The organism is Kosakonia sp. YIM B13571 (genome assembly GCF_042788095.1).
Taxonomy (GTDB): Bacteria; Pseudomonadota; Gammaproteobacteria; order Enterobacterales; family Enterobacteriaceae; genus Kosakonia; species Kosakonia quasisacchari.
Window position 1 is genome coordinate 281,201 of sequence record NZ_JBHZPL010000005.1, and the last position, 20,024, is coordinate 301,224.

Below are 20,024 nucleotides of genomic sequence, written 5' to 3' on the forward strand. Positions count from 1 at the left end.
AGCACCGGAGAGGAAATGGCAGAGATCGACTTTCGCAACAAGATAAACTGGCGCCGCCGCTACCGTTCGCCGCAGGGTGTAAAAACCGAACGTGAAATTTTGCGCATCTTTGAAAGCGATCGTGGGCGCATTATTAACTCTGCCGCCATCCGACGTTTGCAGCAAAAAACGCAGGTTTTCCCGCTGGAGCGTAACGCGGCTGTGCGCACGCGGTTGACGCATTCGCTGGAAGTTCAGCAAGTGGGGCGTTATATCGCCAAAGAGATTTTGAGCCGCCTGAAAGAGCAGCGTTTGCTGGAAACCTACGGTCTGGATGAATTGACCGGTCCGTTCGAAAGCATCGTTGAGATGGCTTGCCTGATGCATGATATTGGCAACCCGCCGTTTGGCCATTTCGGCGAAGCAGCAATCAATGACTGGTTTCGCCAGCGCCTGGCGCCAGATGACGCAGTGAGCCAGCCGCTGTCGGATGATCGCTGCGAAGTGATGGCGCTTAAACTGCGTGAAGGCGAAGACACACTGAATGCGTTACGCAGGAAAGTGCGCCATGATTTAAGCCATTTCGAAGGTAATGCACAGGGTATTCGCATGGTACATACGTTAATGCGTATGAACCTGACCTGGGCGCAGGTCGGCTGTATTTTAAAATATACGCGCCCAGCGTGGTGGATTGGTGAGCCACCGGCGACACACAGCTATTTAATGAAAAAACCAGGTTACTATTTCTCTGAAGAAGCCTATGTAGAACGGCTGCGTAAAGAATTAAACCTCGATACATACAGTCGCTTTCCGCTAACGTGGATAATGGAAGCCGCGGATGATATTTCTTATTGCGTGGCGGATTTAGAAGATGCGGTAGAAAAACGTATTTTCAGCGCGGAACAACTGTATCAGCATCTTTATGATGCTTGGGGGCAGCATGAAAAAGGATCGTTGTTTGCTCAGGTTGTCGAAAATGCATGGGAGAAATCACGCGCTAATTCGATGAGCCGCAGCGCGGAAGATCAATTCTTCATGTACCTGCGCGTCAACACGCTGAATAAACTGGTGCCGTATGCGGCGCAGCGTTTTATTGAGAATTTGCCGCAGATTTTCAGCGGCGAATTCAATCATGCGTTGCTGGAAGATGAAAGTGGTTTTAGTCAGCTACTTGAATTATATAAAAATGTCGCCATAAAACAGGTGTTCAGCCATCCTGATGTTGAGCAACTGGAATTACAAGGTTATCGCGTCATCAGTGGATTGCTGGATATTTACAGTCCGTTGTTGCATTTATCTACGGCGGATTTTGCCGAGCTGGTGGAAAAAGAGCGTTTGCGTCGTTTCCCAATTGAATCGCGCCTATTTCAAAAACTTTCGACGCGCCACCGGCTAGCTTATGTTGAGGCGGTGAGCAAATTATCGCCCGACGCGGCAGAGTACCCGGTGCTGGAGTATTATCACCGTTGTCGATTAATTCAGGATTATATTAGCGGGATGACGGATCTATATTCATGGGATGAATATCGTCGTTTGATGGCGGTGGAATAACACCGATGAATTGTAAAGAACGACAATAATTTTTTACTTTTTCCAGACACTTAATGCCTGAACTTCACGCTATAAATCGACTCTGAGTGACACATACACAGCAGTTTGCGTTAATCGGTAAAGAGTGAGAGACATGAAAAAAACCACGTTAGCAATGAGTGCACTGGCTTTGAGTTTAAGTTTAGCGCTGTCTCCTCTGTCGGCTATGGCAGCGGAAACAGCATCGTCTACAGCCACCACATCGCAACAAATGCCAAGCCTCGCGCCGATGCTGGAAAAAGTGATGCCGTCGGTCGTGAGTATTAATGTTGAAGGCAGCACCACGGTGAACACACCGCGTATGCCGCGCAATTTCCAGCAGTTCTTTGGTGATAATTCGCCGTTCTGCCAGGATGGTTCTCCGTTCCAGAGCTCGCCGTTCTGTCAGGGCGGCGGCGCACAGGGCGGGCAGGGCGATAGCCAGCAGCAGAAATTTATGGCGCTGGGCTCCGGCGTGATCATTGATGCAGCGAAAGGTTATGTGGTCACCAACAACCACGTGGTCGATAACGCCAACACCATCAAAGTGCAATTGAGTGACGGGCGTAAATTTGATGCCAAAGTCGTGGGTAAAGACCCGCGTTCCGACATTGCGCTGATTCAGATTCAGGATCCGAAAAACCTGACCGCGATTAAACTGGCGGATTCCGATGCACTGCGCGTGGGGGATTACACCGTGGCGATTGGTAACCCGTTTGGCCTCGGTGAAACGGTGACTTCCGGGATTGTCTCCGCGCTGGGTCGCAGCGGCCTGAATGCGGAAAACTACGAAAACTTTATCCAGACGGATGCTGCGATCAACCGCGGTAACTCCGGCGGCGCGCTGGTGAACCTGAATGGCGAGCTGATCGGTATTAATACTGCGATCCTCGCACCGGATGGCGGCAACATCGGTATCGGTTTTGCGATTCCAAGTAACATGGTGAAAAACCTCACCGGCCAGATGGTCGAGTTCGGTCAGGTTCGCCGTGGTGAATTGGGCATTATGGGGACCGAACTGAACTCTGAGCTGGCGAAAGCGATGAAAGTCGATGCACAGCGCGGGGCGTTTGTCAGCCAGGTTATGCCGAATTCTGCTGCCGCGAAAGCCGGTGTGAAAGCAGGGGATGTGATTACCTCTCTGAACGGCAAACCGATTAGCAGCTTTGCAGCGCTGCGTGCGGAAGTGGGCTCAATGCCGATCGGCAGCAAAGTCGCGCTCGGCCTGCTGCGCGATGGCAAACCGGTGAATATTACGATCGAGTTGCAACAGAGCAGCCAGAACCAGGTTGATTCCAGCACCATCTTCAATGGTATTGAAGGTGCTGAGATGAGCAATAAAGGCAAAGATGGCGGCGTGGTGGTCAATACGGTGAAAGCCAATACCCCAGCGGCGCAGATTGGCCTGAAAAAAGGCGATGTGATTGTCGGTGCGAATCAGCAACCGGTGAAAAATATCGCTGAGTTGCGCAAAATCCTCGACAGTAAACCTTCTGTACTGGCGTTGAACATTCAACGCGGCGATACCTCTATCTATCTGCTGATGCAGTAACCCGCTGTAAATCCTCTTCCCTGATCTCAGGGAAGAGGGTCTTTCCTCTGTTTTGTGAAGCCTTCCACAACTCCATACTTCTGAATGCCGCTTTGTGCATTTGCACAGTGCGTGCGCTAATTTTCTTCCCTATGCTTGGGCTCTGCACACGGGAGGGTTACATGGCTGGCTGGCATCTTGATACCAAAATGGCACAGGATATCGTGGCGCGCACGATGCGCATCATTGATACGAACATTAACGTGATGGATGCACGGGGTCGCATCATTGGTAGCGGCGATCGCGAACGAATTGGTGAATTGCACGAAGGCGCGCTACTGGTGCTCTCGCAAGGCCGCGTGGTGGATATCGACGATGCGGTTGCTCGCCATCTGCACGGTGTGCGTCAGGGCATTAACCTGCCGTTACGTCTTGAGGGAGAAATCGTTGGCGTTATTGGCCTAACGGGTGAACCGGAGACGTTGCGCAAATACGGCGAATTAGTCTGCATGACCGCCGAGATGATGCTGGAACAATCCCGCCTGATGCATTTGCTGGCGCAGGACAGCCGTCTACGTGAAGAGCTAGTCATGAACCTGATCCAGGCGGAAGAGCACACGCCGGCATTGACCGAATGGGCGCAGCGTTTAGGCATTGATTTAAACCAGCCGCGCGTGGTGGCGGTGGTGGAAGTGGACAGCGGCCAGTTGGGCGTGGATAGCGCCATGGCCGAGTTGCAGCAACTGCAAAACGCCCTTACCACACCCGAGCGCAACAACCTGATTGCCATTGTTTCGTTGACCGAAATGGTGGTGCTGAAACCGGCGCTTAACCAGTTTGGTCGCTGGGATGCGGAAGATCACCGTAAGCGGGTGGAGCAGCTGATCACGCGTATGAAAGAGAACGGCCAGTTGCGTTTTCGCGTCGCGCTGGGCAATTACTTCACTGGTCCTGGCAGCATTGCCCGTTCTTACCGTACGGCGCGCACCACCATGATGGTGGGGAAACAGCGTATGCCGGAAAGCCGTAGCTATTTTTACCAAGATTTGATGTTGCCGGTGCTTCTCGACAGCCTGCGCGGTGGTTGGCAAGCCAATGAATTGGCGCGCCCGTTGTCGCGGTTAAAAGCGATGGATAATAACGGCCTGCTGCGTCGCACGCTGGCGGCGTGGTTTCGCCACAATGTGCAGCCGCTGGCAACGTCTAAGGCGTTGTTTATTCATCGCAATACGCTGGAGTATCGTTTGAACCGAATCTCGGAACTGACCGGGCTGGATTTGGGGAACTTCGATGACAGGCTGCTGCTATATGTGGCGCTGCAGTTAGACGAACAGCATTAATAATGATGTTGTGCCGGGTAATTAGCCCGGCACAATGCGATTGACCCCGCGCTTTACTTCCCGCGCGTCAGCTTTTCAAGATCGGACTCGATTTCGTTGATCTTGTTGGTAACAACGCTTTCCAGGTGACGCAGATCGTCCAGGATCTTACGTTTCAGATCCACTTCCGTGCGATCGCGCTGGCAGATTTGATCCAATTCATCAATTACATAGCGCAGGTTCGGGCTGATTTCCTGCACCTCTTTATACCCTTGACCAACGCCGTCGGCGACAACGGTTTTACGCTGACGCGGGTATTTGAATTTGACGCTCTTGGCAAAAAACTCGCCTTTATCCTTATGAAAATAGATTTTCAGAATATCGTTATTCGCTTCCTGGCGGAGGCTATAGCGGTCGATTTCATCGGGATTGGTAATGCCTAAACTTTTCAGATTATCGTACATAGCGGTACCCTTAAGCTCAACATAACCTATGAATAATTAACGAAAAAATCTATTTTTGCCACCTGTGAATGCAAAAAAGGCGGGATATATCACCCTCTTCCAGACAGGAAGAGGGACAGACTTAGTCGATGGTGCGCAGCAGTTCGTTAATGCCTACTTTGCCGCGCGTTTTCGCATCCACTTTTTTCACGATGACTGCGCAGTAGAGGCTGTATTTGCCATCTTTAGACGGCAGGTTGCCGGAAACCACCACTGAGCCCGCCGGTACGCGGCCATAATGCACTTCGCCGGTTTCACGATCGTAAATACGCGTACTCTGACCGATGTACACACCCATCGAGATAACAGAACCTTCTTCAACGATAACACCTTCTACCACTTCAGAGCGTGCACCGATAAAGCAGTTATCTTCAATGATAGTCGGGTTTGCCTGTAGCGGTTCCAGAACACCGCCAATACCCACGCCACCAGAGAGGTGAACGTTTTTACCGATTTGCGCACAAGAGCCGACGGTCGCCCAGGTATCTACCATGGTGCCTTCATCAACGTAGGCACCGATATTGACATAAGACGGCATCAGCACGGTATTGCGGGCGATAAACGCGCCCTGACGCACCGCTGCTGGCGGCACGACGCGGAAACCTTCTTTCTGGAAACGCGCTTCATCGTAGTCGGCGAATTTCATCGGGACTTTATCGAAGTAGCGGCTTTCCGCACCATCGATAACCTGGTTATCGTTAATGCGGAAAGAGAGCAGAACCGCTTTCTTCAGCCACTGGTGGGTGACCCACTGACCATCGATTTTTTCTGCGACGCGAAGCGCACCGGAATCGAGCAGGGCAATAACCTGATTCACCGCTTCACGGGTAACGGTATCGGCATTTGCCGGAGTGATCTCTGCGCGACGCTCGAAAGCGGCTTCAATAACGTTCTGTAACTGCTGCATTGTTAACTCTTTCCATCTGTGTAAAAAAATAATCACCCTTTATCGTTTGGATTGAGGGCCTCTGTCAACCGTTGTTGTACCTCCTGTTGCAGCGCATTATTAAGGCCACGCCGGTCGGCAGTCGCGATTATAAATAAATCTTCTACTCGCTCACCAATGGTTGTAATTCTCGCTCCGTGCAGCGAAATTCCCAGATCCGCAAACACTTGCCCGACGCGGGCAAGCAGCCCTGGCTGGTCAAGGGCAATCAATTCAAGAAACGATTTTCTGTCGGTATGTGTCGGCAGGAAATTCACTTCGGTATCGACGGTAAAATGGCGCAATTTTGCAGCCTGGCGGCGCGGTTGTGGTGCTTGCCAGGTGTGTTGCGTAATGGCCTGTTCCAGGCCGAAACATATTGCGTCGTGGCGATCGGCGGAGAGCGGGCTACCGTCCGGTTCCAGCACAATAAAGGTATCCATTGCCATACCGTCGCGGGTGGTAAAAATCTGCGCGTCGTGGACGCTCAGGTTGCGCCGGTCCAGCTCGGCGCACACCGCCGCAAACAGATAGGGGCGATCCGGGCTCCAGATAAAGATCTCAGTGCCGCCGCGCGTAGCCTGTGGGCTGAGCAAAATCATCGGCTTGCTCAGATCATGCTGCAGCAAGTGCCGCGCATGCCAGGCGAGCTGGTTTGGGCTGTGGCGAACAAAATAGTTCGCCCGACAGCGCGCCCAAATCTGATGCAACTGCTCTTCATCAATATTGTCCATGCGCAACAATGCCAGCGCCTGAAGCTGGTGATGACGCACGCGTTCGCGCATGTCCGGTGTGTTTTGCATACCGCGACGCAGCTGTTTTTCAGTTGCGAAATAGAGCTCGCGCAGCAAGCTCTGCTTCCAACTGTTCCACAGGGTTTCGTTGGTGGCACAAATATCCGCCACGGTCAGGCAGACAAGGAAGCGCAGGCGATTTTCCGTCTGCACTTCTTCGGCAAACTGTTTGATCACTTCCGGATCCTGAATATCACGGCGCTGGGCAGTGACCGACATTAACAGGTGATGGCGCACCAGCCAGGCGACCAGCTGTGTTTCGCGTGAATTAAGCCCATGTAATTCAGCGAATTTCAGCACATCCTGCGCGCCCAGCACGGAGTGGTCGCCGCCACGGCCTTTGGCGATATCATGGAACAACGCCGCAATCAGGATCAGCTCCGGGTGGGTTAAACGTGGCCACAGTTCCACGCATAAAGGGTGTTTATTGCGTGTTTCTTCTTTGGCAAAACTTTCCAGCTTCAGCAACACGCGAATGGTGTGTTCATCGACGGTATAGGCGTGGAACAGGTCAAACTGCATCTGGCCGACGATATGCGACCACTGTGGCATATAAGCCCACAATACGCTGTGGCGGTGCATCGGCAGCAGACCACGGCTGACGGCACCTGGATGGCGCAACATGCTGAGGAAAATAGAGCGCGCTTCAGCGATATAGCACAGCGGCTGCGTCAGATGGCGGCGGGCGTGGCGTAAGTGGCGCAGCGTGGTGGAGTAGATGCCGGTAATGGTGCTGTTGCGCACCATAATATAAAACATGCGCAGGATGGCCTGCGGCTCACGGATAAACAGCGTTTCGTCACGTAGATCGATAAGCGAACCGCGCAGTTGAAATTCATCGTCAATCGGGCGCGGTTTCTCGTCGGTGGTCAGCGCCAGAATCGCTTCATCGAACAGCTGTAACAGCATCTGGTTCAACTCTCCGACACGGCGGGTGACGCGGAAAAAATCCTTCATCATATGTTCGACGGGCTGGTTGCCTTCACCGACATAATTCAGACGCTGCGCCACGCTCAATTGGCGGTCGAACAGCAGGCGATTATCGTAGCGGCTCACTTCCAGGTGCAGCGCGAAGCGGATGCGCCACAGCAGGTGCAGGCACTCGTTCAGCTCATTGCGCTCTGCTTCCGTCAGAAAGCCAAAGCCAACCATTTCATCCAGTGAGGTGGCACCAAAGTGACGGCGAGCGACCCATTGCAAAGTGTGGATATCGCGCAGGCCGCCGGGGCTGCTTTTTATGTCTGGTTCCAGGTTGTAACTGGTACCGTGATAACGCTGGTGGCGCTCGTTTTGTTCCGCCACTTTTGCCGGAAAAAAGGTTTCCGACGGCCAGAAGTTGTCGCTAAAAATATGCTTTTGCAGTTCCAGAAACAGTGCAACATCGCCAATCAGCAGTCGCGACTCAATCAAATTGGTCGCGACAGTGAGATCCGATAATCCTTCCTGTAAGCACTCATCCAGCGTACGAACGCTGTGTCCTACTTCGAGTTTGACATCCCACAGCAGCGTGAGCAGTTCGCCAATCTTCTGCGCTTGCTCGTCAGAAAGTTTGGTGCGACTGAGGATCAGTAAATCAATATCCGATAACGGATGCAGCTCACCGCGACCGTAACCGCCCACTGCAACCAGCGCGGTATCGCTGACGTCGCCAAAACCGTACTCCAGCCATAAGCGTTGCAGGAGTTGATCAATAAATTCGGTACGCGCTTCGATTAATTGTTCGGCTGAGATACCGGCGTCAAAGACATGCCCCAGCCACTGCTGGAAAGCCTCGATACGCGCTTTGATATTTGCGCACTGAAATTCGTCTTGTGACCAAACCCCTGGATATTCTGGCTGGCCGGGAAGGGTGGGTTGTACCGCGCTGACAAATTGTTCTGTAGTGATGTTGCTCATTATGGCCACCCGTCTGGAATGCATATGCATAGCAACACAACTTAAAAGAGATAATGAAAAATGAAAAGTCGTTTATATGTATGACGTAACAAGGGGAAAACGGTAAAAAAAACGGCCCGCAAAGCGGGCCGTTTATCACGTTTGGCAATGTCAGAATCAGGCGGCGGTCAGTACGGCGTCGATGGTGTCATCTTTGCGCAGCGTCAGGATCTCACAGCCGGTTTCGGTAACCACAATGGTGTGCTCATACTGAGCGGACAGGCTGCGGTCTTTGGTTTTGACCGTCCAGCCATCTTTCATGGTGCGAATGCGGTAATCGCCCGCGTTAACCATCGGCTCGACAGTGAAGGTCATACCAGCCTGCAACACCACGCCGCTATCGTCTGCATCATAGTGCAGCACCTGCGGTTCTTCATGGAAGCCGCGACCAATACCGTGACCGCAATATTCACGCACCACAGAGAAGCCTTCGCCTTCAACATATTTCTGAATAGCGGCACCCAGCGTACGCAGGCGAATGCCCGGCTTGACCATGCGCAGCGCCAGGTAGAGGCTCTCCTGAGTTACGCGGCACAGGCGCTCACCCAGAATGGTCGGCTTACCGACGATAAACATTTTGGAGGTATCGCCGTGGTATTCGTCTTTAATTACGGTTACGTCGATGTTGACGATATCGCCATCTTTCAACAGTTTTTCGTCATCCGGAATACCGTGACACACCACTTCGTTAATAGAGATGCAAACCGATTTCGGAAAGCCGTGATAACCAAGGCAGGCGGAAATGGCATGCTGCTCTTTGACGATGTAGTCGTTGCAGATACGATCGAGTTCGCCCGTGCTGACGCCCGGCTTAATGTACGGTTCAATCATTTCCAGCACTTCGGCGGCGAGTCGGCCCGCGACGCGCATTTTTTCAATTTCTTCAGGTGTCTTAATAGAGATAGCCATGGAATGTGTCCATCAGTGTCGATTTTTTCGACTATACCAGGATTAGTGTTGTCAATGGTAACAGTCGGGCAAGCGTTGTGCCAAATTGAGAATCATTAACGGCACACAGCGTCAACAACTATTGGTTTCCGGTGGTGTTTTATGATATAAAGCGCGCCGGACTTCCGTTCCTGTTTTGGGATGGGAGCCACAAATCTCACTTTGTGTAATAACACACACGTATCGGCACATATTCCGGGGTGCCCTTCGGGGTCGGTAATATGGGATGCGTGGAGGCTTAACCCCAACTTTTATATAGAGGTTTTAAACATGGCAACTGTTTCCATGCGCGACATGCTCAAGGCTGGTGTTCACTTTGGTCACCAGACCCGTTACTGGAACCCGAAAATGAAGCCGTTCATCTTCGGTGCGCGTAACAAAGTTCACATCATCAACCTTGAGAAAACTGTACCAATGTTCAACGAAGCGCTGGCTGAGCTGAACAAAATTGCTTCTCGTAAAGGCAAGATCCTGATCGTTGGTACTAAACGCGCTGCAAGCGAAGCGGTGAAAGACGCTGCACTGAACTGCGATCAATTCTTCGTGAACCATCGCTGGCTGGGCGGTATGCTGACTAACTGGAAAACCGTTCGTCAGTCCATCAAACGTCTGAAAGACCTGGAAACTCAGTCTCAAGACGGTACCTTCGACAAGCTGACCAAGAAAGAAGCGCTGATGCGCACTCGTGAGCTGGAGAAGCTGGAAAACAGCCTGGGCGGTATCAAAGACATGGGCGGCCTGCCGGACGCACTGTTTGTTATCGACGCTGACCACGAGCACATCGCAATCAAAGAAGCAAACAACCTGGGTATCCCGGTATTTGCTATCGTTGATACCAACTCCGATCCGGACGGCGTTGACTTCGTTATCCCGGGTAACGATGACGCAATCCGTGCTGTTAGCCTGTACCTGAATGCCGTTGCTGCTACCGTTCGTGAAGGCCGTTCTTCGGATCTGGCTACTCAGGCGGAAGAAAGCTTCGTAGAAGCTGAGTAATAAGGCACGCTCTTTGAGCCCCTTATTGAGCAGGTAGTACCGAGTTTGGTTAGGGGGCCTGTCAATGGCCCCCTTTTTCACTTTTAAGCCTGTTTGGTTGCAAACCGTGCAGGTCATATCTCTCCCGAGGAATAAAGAATGGCTGAAATTACCGCATCCCTGGTAAAAGAGCTGCGTGAACGTACTGGCGCAGGCATGATGGATTGCAAAAAAGCGCTGACTGAAGCGAACGGCGACATTGAGCTGGCAATCGAGAACATGCGTAAGTCTGGTGCGATCAAAGCGGCGAAAAAAGCAGGCAACGTTGCTGCTGACGGCGTGATCATCACCAAAATCGACGGCACCTACGGCATCATTCTGGAAGTTAACTGCCAGACTGACTTCGTGGCAAAAGACGGTGGTTTCCAGGCATTTGCGAACAAAGTTCTGGACGCAGCTGTTGCTGGCAAAATCACCGACGTTGAAGTTCTGAAAGCGCAGTTCGAAGAAGAGCGCGTTGCACTGGTTGCTAAAATCGGTGAGAACATCAACATCCGTCGCGTTTCCGCTCTGGAAGGCGAAGTGCTGGGTTCTTACCAGCATGGCGCGCGTATCGGTGTTCTGGTTGCGGCTAAAGGCGCTGATGACGAGCTGGTTAAACAGCTGGCAATGCACATCGCGGCAAGCAAGCCGGAATTCGTTAAACCGGAAGACGTATCCGCTGACGTGGTAGAAAAAGAGTACCAGGTTCAGTTGGACATCGCCATGCAGTCTGGCAAACCGAAAGAAATCGCAGAGAAAATGGTTGAAGGCCGCATGAAGAAATTCACCGGCGAAGTTTCTCTGACTGGCCAGCCTTTCGTTATGGACCCGAGCAAATCTGTTGCTCAGTTGCTGAAAGAACACAACGCTGACGTAACTGGCTTCATCCGCTTCGAAGTGGGCGAAGGCATCGAGAAAGTTGAGACTGACTTCGCAGCAGAAGTTGCTGCAATGTCCAAGCAGTCTTAATCAATAAAAGGAGCCGCCTGAGGGCGGCTTCTTTTTATGCCCTTCATCTGAAAATCAGCCAGCACACTAGTGTTTGCGCTGGCAGGCGACGTATCATAAGCGCCGGTATTAACCCCCGTCCAATTGTTGACAGTCTCAGGAAAGAAACATGGCTACCAATGCAAAACCCGTCTACAAACGCATTCTGCTTAAGCTGAGCGGTGAAGCGCTCCAGGGATCCGAAGGCTTCGGTATTGACGCAAGCATCCTTGACCGTATGGCGCAGGAAATTAAAGAGCTGGTCGAACTGGGTGTTCAGGTTGGCGTGGTGATTGGTGGTGGCAACCTGTTCCGTGGGGCGGGTCTGGCGAAAGCGGGGATGAACCGCGTAGTGGGCGACCACATGGGTATGCTGGCAACCGTGATGAACGGCCTGGCAATGCGTGATGCGCTGCATCGTGCCTATGTGAACGCACGTCTGATGTCCGCGTTCCCGTTAAATGGCGTTTGCGACAACTACAGCTGGGCAGAGGCGATTAGCCTGCTGCGCAACAACCGCGTGGTAATTTTCAGCGCTGGTACGGGTAACCCGTTCTTTACGACCGATTCCGCTGCATGCCTGCGCGGCATTGAGATTGAAGCGGATGTGGTGCTGAAAGCCACGAAAGTGGACGGCGTGTTTACTGCCGATCCGGTACTCGATCCTACCGCCACGCTGTGTGAGCAACTGAGCTACAGCGAAGTGCTGGAAAAGGAACTGAAAGTAATGGATCTGGCGGCCTTTACGCTGGCTCGCGACCATAAACTGCCGATTCGCGTGTTCAACATGAATAAACCTGGCGCGCTGCGTCGCGTCGTCATGGGCGAAAAAGAAGGCACATTGATTACGGAATAATTCCCGTAAGCAATAAATAAAGGTAAGATTCCGCTTTAATTTATTGAGCAGCTCATTCTGGCATCTTCAGGGTGCCATAAATTGAACCGGCTATACTTAGCACACCCGCCGTATGGCCTGCCTGCGACAAGATTTCAAGGATCCGTAACGTGATTAGCGATATCAGAAAAGATGCTGAAGTGCGCATGGATAAATGCGTCGAAGCGTTCAAAACTCAAATCAGCAAAGTACGCACTGGCCGCGCTTCCCCGAGCCTGCTGGATGGCATCGTTGTGGAATACTACGGTACGCCGACTCCGCTGCGCCAACTGGCTAGCGTTACCGTTGAAGACTCCCGTACGCTGAAAATCAACGTGTTTGACCGCTCAATGAGCCCGGCTGTTGAAAAAGCGATTTTGACCTCTGATCTTGGTTTAAACCCGAGCTCTGCGGGCAGCGACATTCGCGTTCCGCTGCCGGCGCTGACGGAAGAACGTCGTAAAGATCTGATCAAAGTCGTACGTGGCGAAGCTGAACAAGCGCGTGTGGCTGTACGTAACGTTCGTCGTGACGCGAACGATAAAGTGAAAGCGCTGCTGAAAGATAAAGAAATCAGTGAAGACGACGATCGTCGTTCTCAGGATGACGTACAGAAGCTGACCGATGCTGCAATCAAAAAATTGGATGCGGCGCTGGCGGACAAAGAAGCGGAACTGATGCAGTTCTGATTCGAAACAAACCGACTAAAACGCCGTACAGAGAGCCGCGAAGGTGGCTTTGCTGGCGGCGTTTTGCTTTTTATCCTTGCAATGTTGCGAGCGTTTCATGAAGCATTTAACTCTTCTTGGCTCAACGGGTTCTATTGGTTGCAGCACGCTGGCCGTGGTTCGCCACAATCCTGATCGTTTCTCCGTTACTGCACTGGTTGCCGGTAAAAATGTTACCCGCATGGTTGAGCAGTGCCTTGAGTTTTCTCCCAAATTTGCGGTGATGGACGATGAAGAGAGTGCGCAACAGGTAAAGCGCGCTTTGCGGGAGCATGGTAGCCAAACAGAAGTGCTGAGCGGTCAACAGGCAGCCTGTGAAATGGCGGCGCTGAGCGGTGTCGATCAGGTGATGGCGGCCATTGTGGGTGCTGCGGGCCTGGTACCCACGCTTGCCGCTATTCGCGCCGGGAAAACGGTGCTGCTGGCGAATAAAGAAGCTCTGGTGACCTGCGGCCGTCTGTTTATGGATGCGGTGAAGGAAAGTGGGGCGCAGCTTTTGCCGGTAGACAGCGAGCATAACGCTATTTTTCAGAGTTTACCGGAAACAATTCAACATAACCTGGGGTACGCTGATCTGGAGCAGAATGGCGTTTCGTCTATTCTGCTTACAGGGTCTGGTGGCCCGTTCCGGGAGACACCGCTTTCCGATCTGGCCGCAATGACGCCGGATCAGGCGTGTCGGCACCCGAACTGGTCAATGGGGCGCAAGATCTCCGTTGACTCCGCCACTATGATGAATAAAGGTCTGGAATACATTGAAGCGCGCTGGTTGTTTAATGCCTCTGCCCGCCAGATGGAAGTGTTGATTCACCCGCAATCGGTGATCCACTCCATGGTTCGTTATCAGGATGGCAGTGTGTTGGCACAACTGGGTGAGCCGGATATGCGTACGCCCATCGCACATACGATGGCCTGGCCGGAACGAGTGCCGTCAGGTGTTAATGCCCTCGATTTTTGCAAACTCAGTTCGTTAAGTTTCGCGGAGCCTGATTTTGACCGCTATCCTTGCCTGAAGCTGGCCATTGATGCTTCCGACGAAGGCCAGGCGGCAACAACAGCGCTCAACGCGGCGAATGAGGTAACTGTTTCGGCATTCCTGGCATCTGCTATCCGTTTCACAGATATTGCCGCCCTAAATCTTTCTGTGCTTGAACAGATGGATTTGCGCGAACCGCAGAGCATTGATGACGTGCTGGCTGTAGATGCACAGGCACGAGACGTTGCGCAAAAACAAGTGATGCGCCTCGCAAGCCAGTGATATTACAGCGATGAGTGACGGTGCTATTTGTTAGCGTTAGGCTTCGGTGATATAGTCTGCGCCACAAAATTGCCAGTTTGTATTATGGCGTTTGGTGTAAGCCGTGGTTTACACGGCTTTTTTGCGTAAAGGCTTTTGTATTCCTGAGTACCGCTAAATCCTTTTCAGGGACTAAAACGCGTTATGTTGTCTGCTAACCAACCGATAAGCGAAAATTTGCCAACGCATGGCTGCCGTCATGTAGCGATAATTATGGATGGCAATGGTCGCTGGGCGAAAAGACAAGGGAAACTCCGGGCTTTTGGTCATCGGGCCGGAGCGAAGTCTGTACGTCGTGCGGTCTCTTTTGCCGCCAATAATGGTATCGACGCGCTGACGCTTTATGCTTTTAGTAGCGAGAACTGGAATCGCCCGGCGCAGGAAGTGAGCGCGCTGATGGAGTTGTTTGTGTGGGCGCTGGATAGCGAAGTAAAGAGCCTGCACCGTCATAATGTGCGTTTACGCATTATTGGCGATACCAGTCGTTTTAATACGCGTTTGCAGGAAAGAATCCGCAAAGCGGAAGCGTTAACTGCCCAGAACACCGGGCTGACGCTGAATATCGCAGCGAACTATGGTGGACGTTGGGATATTGTACAGGGAGTCCGGCAGCTTGCCGAGCAGGTGCAGGAAGGGCTTTTACGCCCGGATCAAATTGATGAAGAAACGCTCAATAAGCAAGTCTGCATGCATGAGCTGGCTCCTGTGGATTTAGTGATTAGGACTGGTGGGGAACATCGCATAAGTAATTTTTTACTTTGGCAAATTGCCTATGCCGAACTTTACTTTACTGATGTTCTTTGGCCCGATTTTGATGAACAAGACTTTGAAGGTGCGCTGCATGCCTTTGCCAATCGAGAGCGTCGTTTCGGCGGTACCGAGCCAGGTGGCGACAAAGCCTGATGGGGGTTGCTTTTGCTGAAGTATCGCCTGATTTCTGCTTTTGTGTTGATACCCATTGTTATTGCAGCACTTTTTTTGCTGCCGCCGGTGGGATTCGCGATCGTTACGCTCGCCGTTTGCATGCTCGCTGCGTGGGAGTGGGGGCAACTGAGCGGCTTTACTTCCCGGACTCAGCGGGTTTGGTTGGCAGTATTATGCGGGTTTTTGCTCGCTCTTATGCTGCTTACATTGCCGGAATATCATCATAATACCCACCACCCGTTGGTGACGATCTCGCTCTGGGCTTCTCTGGCCTGGTGGTTGGTTGCGTTGGTGCTGGTACTAAGTTACCCGTCATCCGCCGCAGCGTGGCGCCACTCTAAAATTTTGCGCCTGATTTTCGGTGTTTTGACGATTATCCCTTTTTTCTGGGGCATGCTGGCGCTGCGTGTGTGGCATTACGATGTAAACCACTACAGCGGCGCGCTGTGGTTGCTGTACGTTATGATCCTCGTTTGGGGAGCAGATTCAGGCGCTTATATGTTTGGCAAACTGTTTGGCAAACATAAACTTGCACCGAAAGTCTCGCCGGGGAAAACCTGGCAAGGTTTCCTGGGGGGGCTGCTAACTGCAGGTATTATCTCCTGGGGTTACGGCGCATGGGCGAATCTGGATGTGACCTCATCTACGCTCTTCATTTGTTCGGTGGTCGCAGCGTTAGCCTCAGTGTTGGGCGATCTCACGGAAAGTATGTTCAAGCGTGAAGCCGGAATTAAAGATAGTGGGCATCTTATTCCGGGTCATGGCGGTATACTGGATCGCATTGACAGCCTGACAGCGGCAGTTCCTGTATTTGCCTGCCTGTTATTGCTGGTTTTCAGGACGATTTGACGGAAGGTTTTATGCTGAGCATTCTCTGGAATCTGGCGGCGTTCGTTATTGCGCTTGGTGTATTGATCACCGTGCATGAATTTGGCCATTTCTGGGTTGCTCGCCGCTGTGGCGTGCGGGTTGAGCGCTTTTCCATCGGTTTTGGTAAAGCGCTCTGGCGCCGCACCGACAAACACGGCACCGAATTTGTCATCGCCCTGATCCCCCTGGGCGGTTATGTCAAAATGCTGGATGAGCGCGTTGAGGCGGTTACGCCGGAAATGCGCCACTACGCTTTCAATAATAAAACGGTTGGTCAGCGCGCCGCCGTTATCGCTGCTGGTCCCATCGCTAACTTTATCTTCGCCATCTTTGCCTACTGGCTGGTGTTTATCATCGGTGTCCCTGGTGTTCGTCCGGTTGTTGGTGAAATAACACCCAACTCTATCGCTGCAAACGCGCAAATTGCACCCGGCACGGAACTTAAAGCGATTGATGGCATCGAAACGCCTGATTGGGATGCTGTGCGCTTACAGTTGGTGTCTAAAATCGGCGATAGCCAGACGACCGTCAGCGTAGCGCCGTTCGGCAGTAACAATCGTCAGGAAAAGGTGCTGGATTTACGTCACTGGGCTTTTGCGCCTGATAAAGACGATCCGGTTATGTCGCTGGGGATTCGTCCCCGTGCGGCGCAGCTTGAACCGGTGCTTGCGGAGGTGCAACCCGGTTCCGCTGCCAGCAAAGCGGGTTTGCAAGCTGGCGACAGGATCGTTAAAGTCGATGGTCAGCAATTAACGCAGTGGATGACGTTCGTTACGCTGGTACGGGATAACCCAGGTACGTCGTTAGCACTGGAAGTGGAAAGACAAGGGGCACCCTTGTCTTTGACGTTGATACCGGACACAAAGCCCGGTAACAAGGCAGAAGGGTTTGCAGGCGTGGTGCCTAAAATTATCCCACTGCCAGATGAATACAAGACAATACGCCAGTACGGGCCATTTAGTGCCATCGTTGAAGCCACGGATAAAACCTGGCAGTTGATGAAGCTAACGGTCAGTATGTTGGGGAAATTGATCACCGGTGATGTAAAACTGAACAACCTCAGTGGGCCGATTTCTATCGCTCAGGGGGCTGGGATGTCAGCGGAGTTCGGGTTGATTTACTACCTGATGTTCCTTGCTTTGATAAGCGTGAACTTAGGCATCATCAACCTGTTCCCTCTACCCGTTCTTGACGGCGGGCATCTGCTGTTTTTGGCGATTGAGAAGCTGAAGGGCGGACCGGTATCCGAGCGAGTTCAAGACTTTAGTTATCGCATTGGCTCTATCTTGCTGGTGCTGTTAATGGGGCTTGCACTTTTCAATGATTTCTCTCGCTTGTAAGAGAGTTTGTTAGGAAGAACGCATAATAACGATGGCGATGAAAAAGTTGCTCATAGCGTCGCTGCTGTTTAGCAGCGCCACCGTATACGGTGCTGATGGATTCGTAGTGAAGGATATTCATTTCGAAGGCCTACAGCGTGTCGCCGTTGGTGCGGCCCTCCTCAGTATGCCAGTTCGTCCTGGCGATACGGTGAATGATGAAGATATCAGTAACACCATTCGCGCGTTGTTTGCCACCGGCAACTTCGAGGATGTTCGTGTCCTGCGTGATGGTGATACGCTCCTCGTTCAGGTGAAAGAACGCCCGACAATCGCCAGCATCACCTTCTCCGGCAACAAGTCGGTGAAAGATGACATGCTGAAACAGAACCTTGAAGCTTCTGGCGTCCGTGTGGGTGAATCACTGGATCGCACCACCCTCTCCGATATCGAAAAAGGACTGGAGGATTTCTACTACAGCGTGGGTAAATACAGCGCCAGCGTCAAAGCTGTCGTCACCCCATTGCCGCGTAACCGCGTTGACCTGAAGCTGGTTTTCCAGGAAGGCGTTTCCGCACAAATCCAACAGATTAATATTGTCGGCAACCATGCCTTCACGACGGAACAGCTGATCTCCACTTTCCAGCTGCGTGATGAAGTGCCGTGGTGGAACGTTGTCGGCGATCGTAAATACCAGAAACAGAAACTGGCGGGCGATCTGGAAACCCTGCGTAGCTATTATCTGGATCGCGGTTACGCACGTTTCAATATTGATTCGACTCAGGTTAGCCTGACGCCGGACAAAAAAGGCATCTACATTACTGTTAACGTGACTGAGGGCGATCAGTACAAACTCTCAGGTGTGCAGGTTAGCGGTAATCTCGCAGGACACTCTGCGGAAATTGAAAGCCTGACGAAAATCGAGCCGGGTGAGCTGTATAACGGCGCCAAAGTGACCAAAATGGAAGATGACATTAAAAAGCTTCTTGGTCGCTATGGTTACGCTTACCCGCGCGTTCAATCGCAGCCAGAAATCAACGATGCGGACAAAACGGTTAAGCTGCATATCAACGTTGATGCTGGCAACCGCTTCTATGTGCGTAAGATCCGCTTTGAAGGTAACGATACCTCTAAAGATTCCGTTCTGCGCCGTGAAATGCGTCAGATGGAAGGGGCGTGGCTGGGCAGCGATCTGGTCGATCAAGGTAAAGAGCGTCTGAACCGCCTGGGCTATTTTGAAACCGTAGATACGGAAACTCAGCGTATCCCGGGCAGTCCGGACCAGGTTGATGTTGTCTATAAGGTGAAAGAGCGTAACACCGGTAGCTTTAACTTCGGCGTTGGCTACGGCACCGAGAGCGGCGTCAGCTTCCAGGTTGGCGTGCAGCAGGATAACTGGTTAGGTACCGGTTACTCCGTTGGTATCAGCGGAACCAAAAACGACTACCAGACTTACTCTGAGTTCTCCGTCACCAATCCGTACTTTACGGTGGATGGTGTGAGCCTCGGCGGTCGTATTTTCTATAACGACTTTAAAGCGGATGATGCGGATCTGTCGTCTTATACCAACAAGAGCTACGGTCTTGATGGTACGCTCGGTTTCCCGATTAACGAATACAACACGTTGCGCGCTGGTTTAGGCTATGTTCATAACAGCCTGTCGAAGATGGAACCGCAGGTGGCAATGTGGCGTTACCTGGATTCCGTGGGGCAGAATGCCAGCACGCAGAACGACAGTAATGGTTACTCGGCGGACGATTTCACCTTTAACTACGGCTGGACTTACAACAACCTTGACCGCGGTTATTTCCCGACGAAAGGTTCACGCGTCAACCTGAACGGTAAAGTGACGGTCCCTGGCTCAGATAATGAGTTCTACAAAGTCACTGTTGACACCGCGTCCTACTTCCCGATTGACGACGATCACAAATGGGTGGTCTTAGGCCGTACACGTTGGGGATACGGTGACGGTTTAGGTGGCAAAGAGCTGCCGTTCTATGAGAACTTCTACGCAGGGGGGTCCAGCACCGTACGTGGCTTCCAGTCCAACAATATTGGTCCGAAAGCGGTCTACTACGGCGGGAACAACCAGAGTAACTGTAAGAACACTGTTGCAGACTCACTCTGTAAGTCTGATGATGCGGTGGGCGGTAACGCAATGGGCGTTGTCAGCGCCGAGCTGATTACACCGACGCCGTTTATCAGTGATAAATACGCCAACTCTGTGCGTACCTCGTTCTTCTGGGATGCGGGTAGCGTGTGGGATACAAACTGGCAAAATACCGCACAGATGAAAGCGCTGGGCATTCCGGATTATAGCGATCCGAGTAATATCCGCATGTCTGCCGGTATCGCATTACAATGGATGTCCCCATTGGGGCCGTTGGTTTTCTCCTACGCCCAGCCGTTTAAAAAGTACGATGGAGACAAAGCGGAACAGTTCCAGTTTAACATTGGTAAAACCTGGTAACGCCGTACTGCAATGGAATGCACACAGCAGTGTAG

At 52.1% G+C, this 20,024-nt stretch carries 16 protein-coding genes; 12 read left to right on the forward strand and 4 right to left on the reverse strand.

The window, feature by feature from the left end; genetic code table 11:
- Window positions 1-15 precede the first annotated feature (15 nt).
- From dgt to cdaR, 3 genes are all read left to right on the forward strand, one after another.
- Entirely contained in the window at window positions 16-1,530 is a 1,515-nt protein-coding gene (gene dgt, locus ACFX4O_RS15235; RefSeq protein ID WP_380209186.1) for a dGTPase, read from the forward strand.
- Window positions 1,531-1,663: 133 nt separating this feature from the next.
- Entirely contained in the window at window positions 1,664-3,100 is a 1,437-nt protein-coding gene (gene degP / locus ACFX4O_RS15240) for a serine endoprotease DegP (protein WP_380209187.1), read from the forward strand.
- A 161-nt stretch (window positions 3,101-3,261) separates the two neighbouring features.
- Window positions 3,262-4,419, forward strand: coding sequence for a DNA-binding transcriptional regulator CdaR (cdaR, locus tag ACFX4O_RS15245; RefSeq protein ID WP_020456602.1), 1,158 nt, complete (start codon window positions 3,262-3,264; stop codon window positions 4,417-4,419).
- Window positions 4,420-4,472: 53 nt separating this feature from the next.
- Here the strand turns inward: cdaR and ACFX4O_RS15250 are convergent, their stop codons facing one another.
- From ACFX4O_RS15250 to map, 4 genes are all read right to left on the reverse strand, one after another.
- A complete protein-coding gene (locus ACFX4O_RS15250; protein ID WP_017457991.1) occupies window positions 4,473-4,862 on the reverse strand; it encodes a DUF3461 family protein in 390 nt (129 codons plus the stop codon).
- Window positions 4,863-4,983: 121 nt separating this feature from the next.
- Window positions 4,984-5,808, reverse strand: a complete 825-nt coding sequence (gene dapD / locus ACFX4O_RS15255) for a 2,3,4,5-tetrahydropyridine-2,6-dicarboxylate N-succinyltransferase (RefSeq protein ID WP_017457992.1) — start codon at window positions 5,806-5,808, stop codon at window positions 4,984-4,986.
- 32 nt (window positions 5,809-5,840) lie between these two features.
- Entirely contained in the window at window positions 5,841-8,516 is a 2,676-nt protein-coding gene (gene glnD, locus ACFX4O_RS15260; protein WP_131407967.1) for a bifunctional uridylyltransferase/uridylyl-removing protein GlnD, read from the reverse strand.
- 156 nt (window positions 8,517-8,672) lie between these two features.
- Window positions 8,673-9,464 carry a type I methionyl aminopeptidase gene (gene map, locus ACFX4O_RS15265; RefSeq protein ID WP_380209191.1) on the reverse strand — a complete coding sequence of 264 codons (792 nt, stop codon included), beginning with the start codon at window positions 9,462-9,464 and terminating at the stop codon, window positions 8,673-8,675.
- A gap of 309 nt (window positions 9,465-9,773) precedes the next feature.
- Between map and rpsB the strand changes: the two genes are divergently transcribed.
- The 9 genes from rpsB to bamA all read left to right on the forward strand — a co-directional run bounded on the left by rpsB (window position 9,774) and on the right by bamA (window position 19,989).
- Window positions 9,774-10,499, forward strand: a complete 726-nt coding sequence (rpsB, locus tag ACFX4O_RS15270; RefSeq protein WP_131407963.1) for a 30S ribosomal protein S2 — start codon at window positions 9,774-9,776, stop codon at window positions 10,497-10,499.
- 138 nt (window positions 10,500-10,637) lie between these two features.
- On the forward strand, window positions 10,638-11,489 hold the full coding sequence (tsf, locus tag ACFX4O_RS15275; RefSeq protein ID WP_380209193.1) for a translation elongation factor Ts: 852 nt from the start codon (window positions 10,638-10,640) through the stop codon (window positions 11,487-11,489).
- A gap of 148 nt (window positions 11,490-11,637) precedes the next feature.
- Complete coding sequence (gene pyrH, locus ACFX4O_RS15280; RefSeq protein WP_131407959.1) at window positions 11,638-12,363, forward strand: UMP kinase; 726 nt, start codon at window positions 11,638-11,640, stop codon at window positions 12,361-12,363.
- Window positions 12,364-12,512: 149 nt separating this feature from the next.
- A complete protein-coding gene (frr, locus tag ACFX4O_RS15285) occupies window positions 12,513-13,070 on the forward strand; it encodes a ribosome recycling factor (RefSeq protein ID WP_380209195.1) in 558 nt (185 codons plus the stop codon).
- Between the two features lie 97 nt (window positions 13,071-13,167).
- Window positions 13,168-14,367 (forward strand): 1-deoxy-D-xylulose-5-phosphate reductoisomerase, encoded by a 1,200-nt coding sequence (gene ispC / locus ACFX4O_RS15290; RefSeq protein ID WP_131407958.1) that lies wholly within the window; start codon window positions 13,168-13,170, stop codon window positions 14,365-14,367.
- 183 nt (window positions 14,368-14,550) lie between these two features.
- The gene (ispU, locus tag ACFX4O_RS15295; RefSeq protein WP_131407956.1) at window positions 14,551-15,309 is read left to right on the forward strand and encodes a (2E,6E)-farnesyl-diphosphate-specific ditrans,polycis-undecaprenyl-diphosphate synthase; all 759 of its coding nucleotides are present in this window, start codon (window positions 14,551-14,553) and stop codon (window positions 15,307-15,309) included.
- Window positions 15,310-15,321: 12 nt separating this feature from the next.
- Window positions 15,322-16,179 (forward strand): phosphatidate cytidylyltransferase, encoded by an 858-nt coding sequence (gene cdsA, locus ACFX4O_RS15300; protein ID WP_131407954.1) that lies wholly within the window; start codon window positions 15,322-15,324, stop codon window positions 16,177-16,179.
- A gap of 11 nt (window positions 16,180-16,190) precedes the next feature.
- Entirely contained in the window at window positions 16,191-17,540 is a 1,350-nt protein-coding gene (gene rseP, locus ACFX4O_RS15305; RefSeq protein ID WP_380209198.1) for a sigma E protease regulator RseP, read from the forward strand.
- A 31-nt stretch (window positions 17,541-17,571) separates the two neighbouring features.
- Window positions 17,572-19,989: an outer membrane protein assembly factor BamA gene (gene bamA / locus ACFX4O_RS15310; protein WP_380209200.1), complete on the forward strand. Its 2,418-nt coding sequence runs from the start codon at window positions 17,572-17,574 to the stop codon at window positions 19,987-19,989.
- Window positions 19,990-20,024 lie beyond the last annotated feature (35 nt).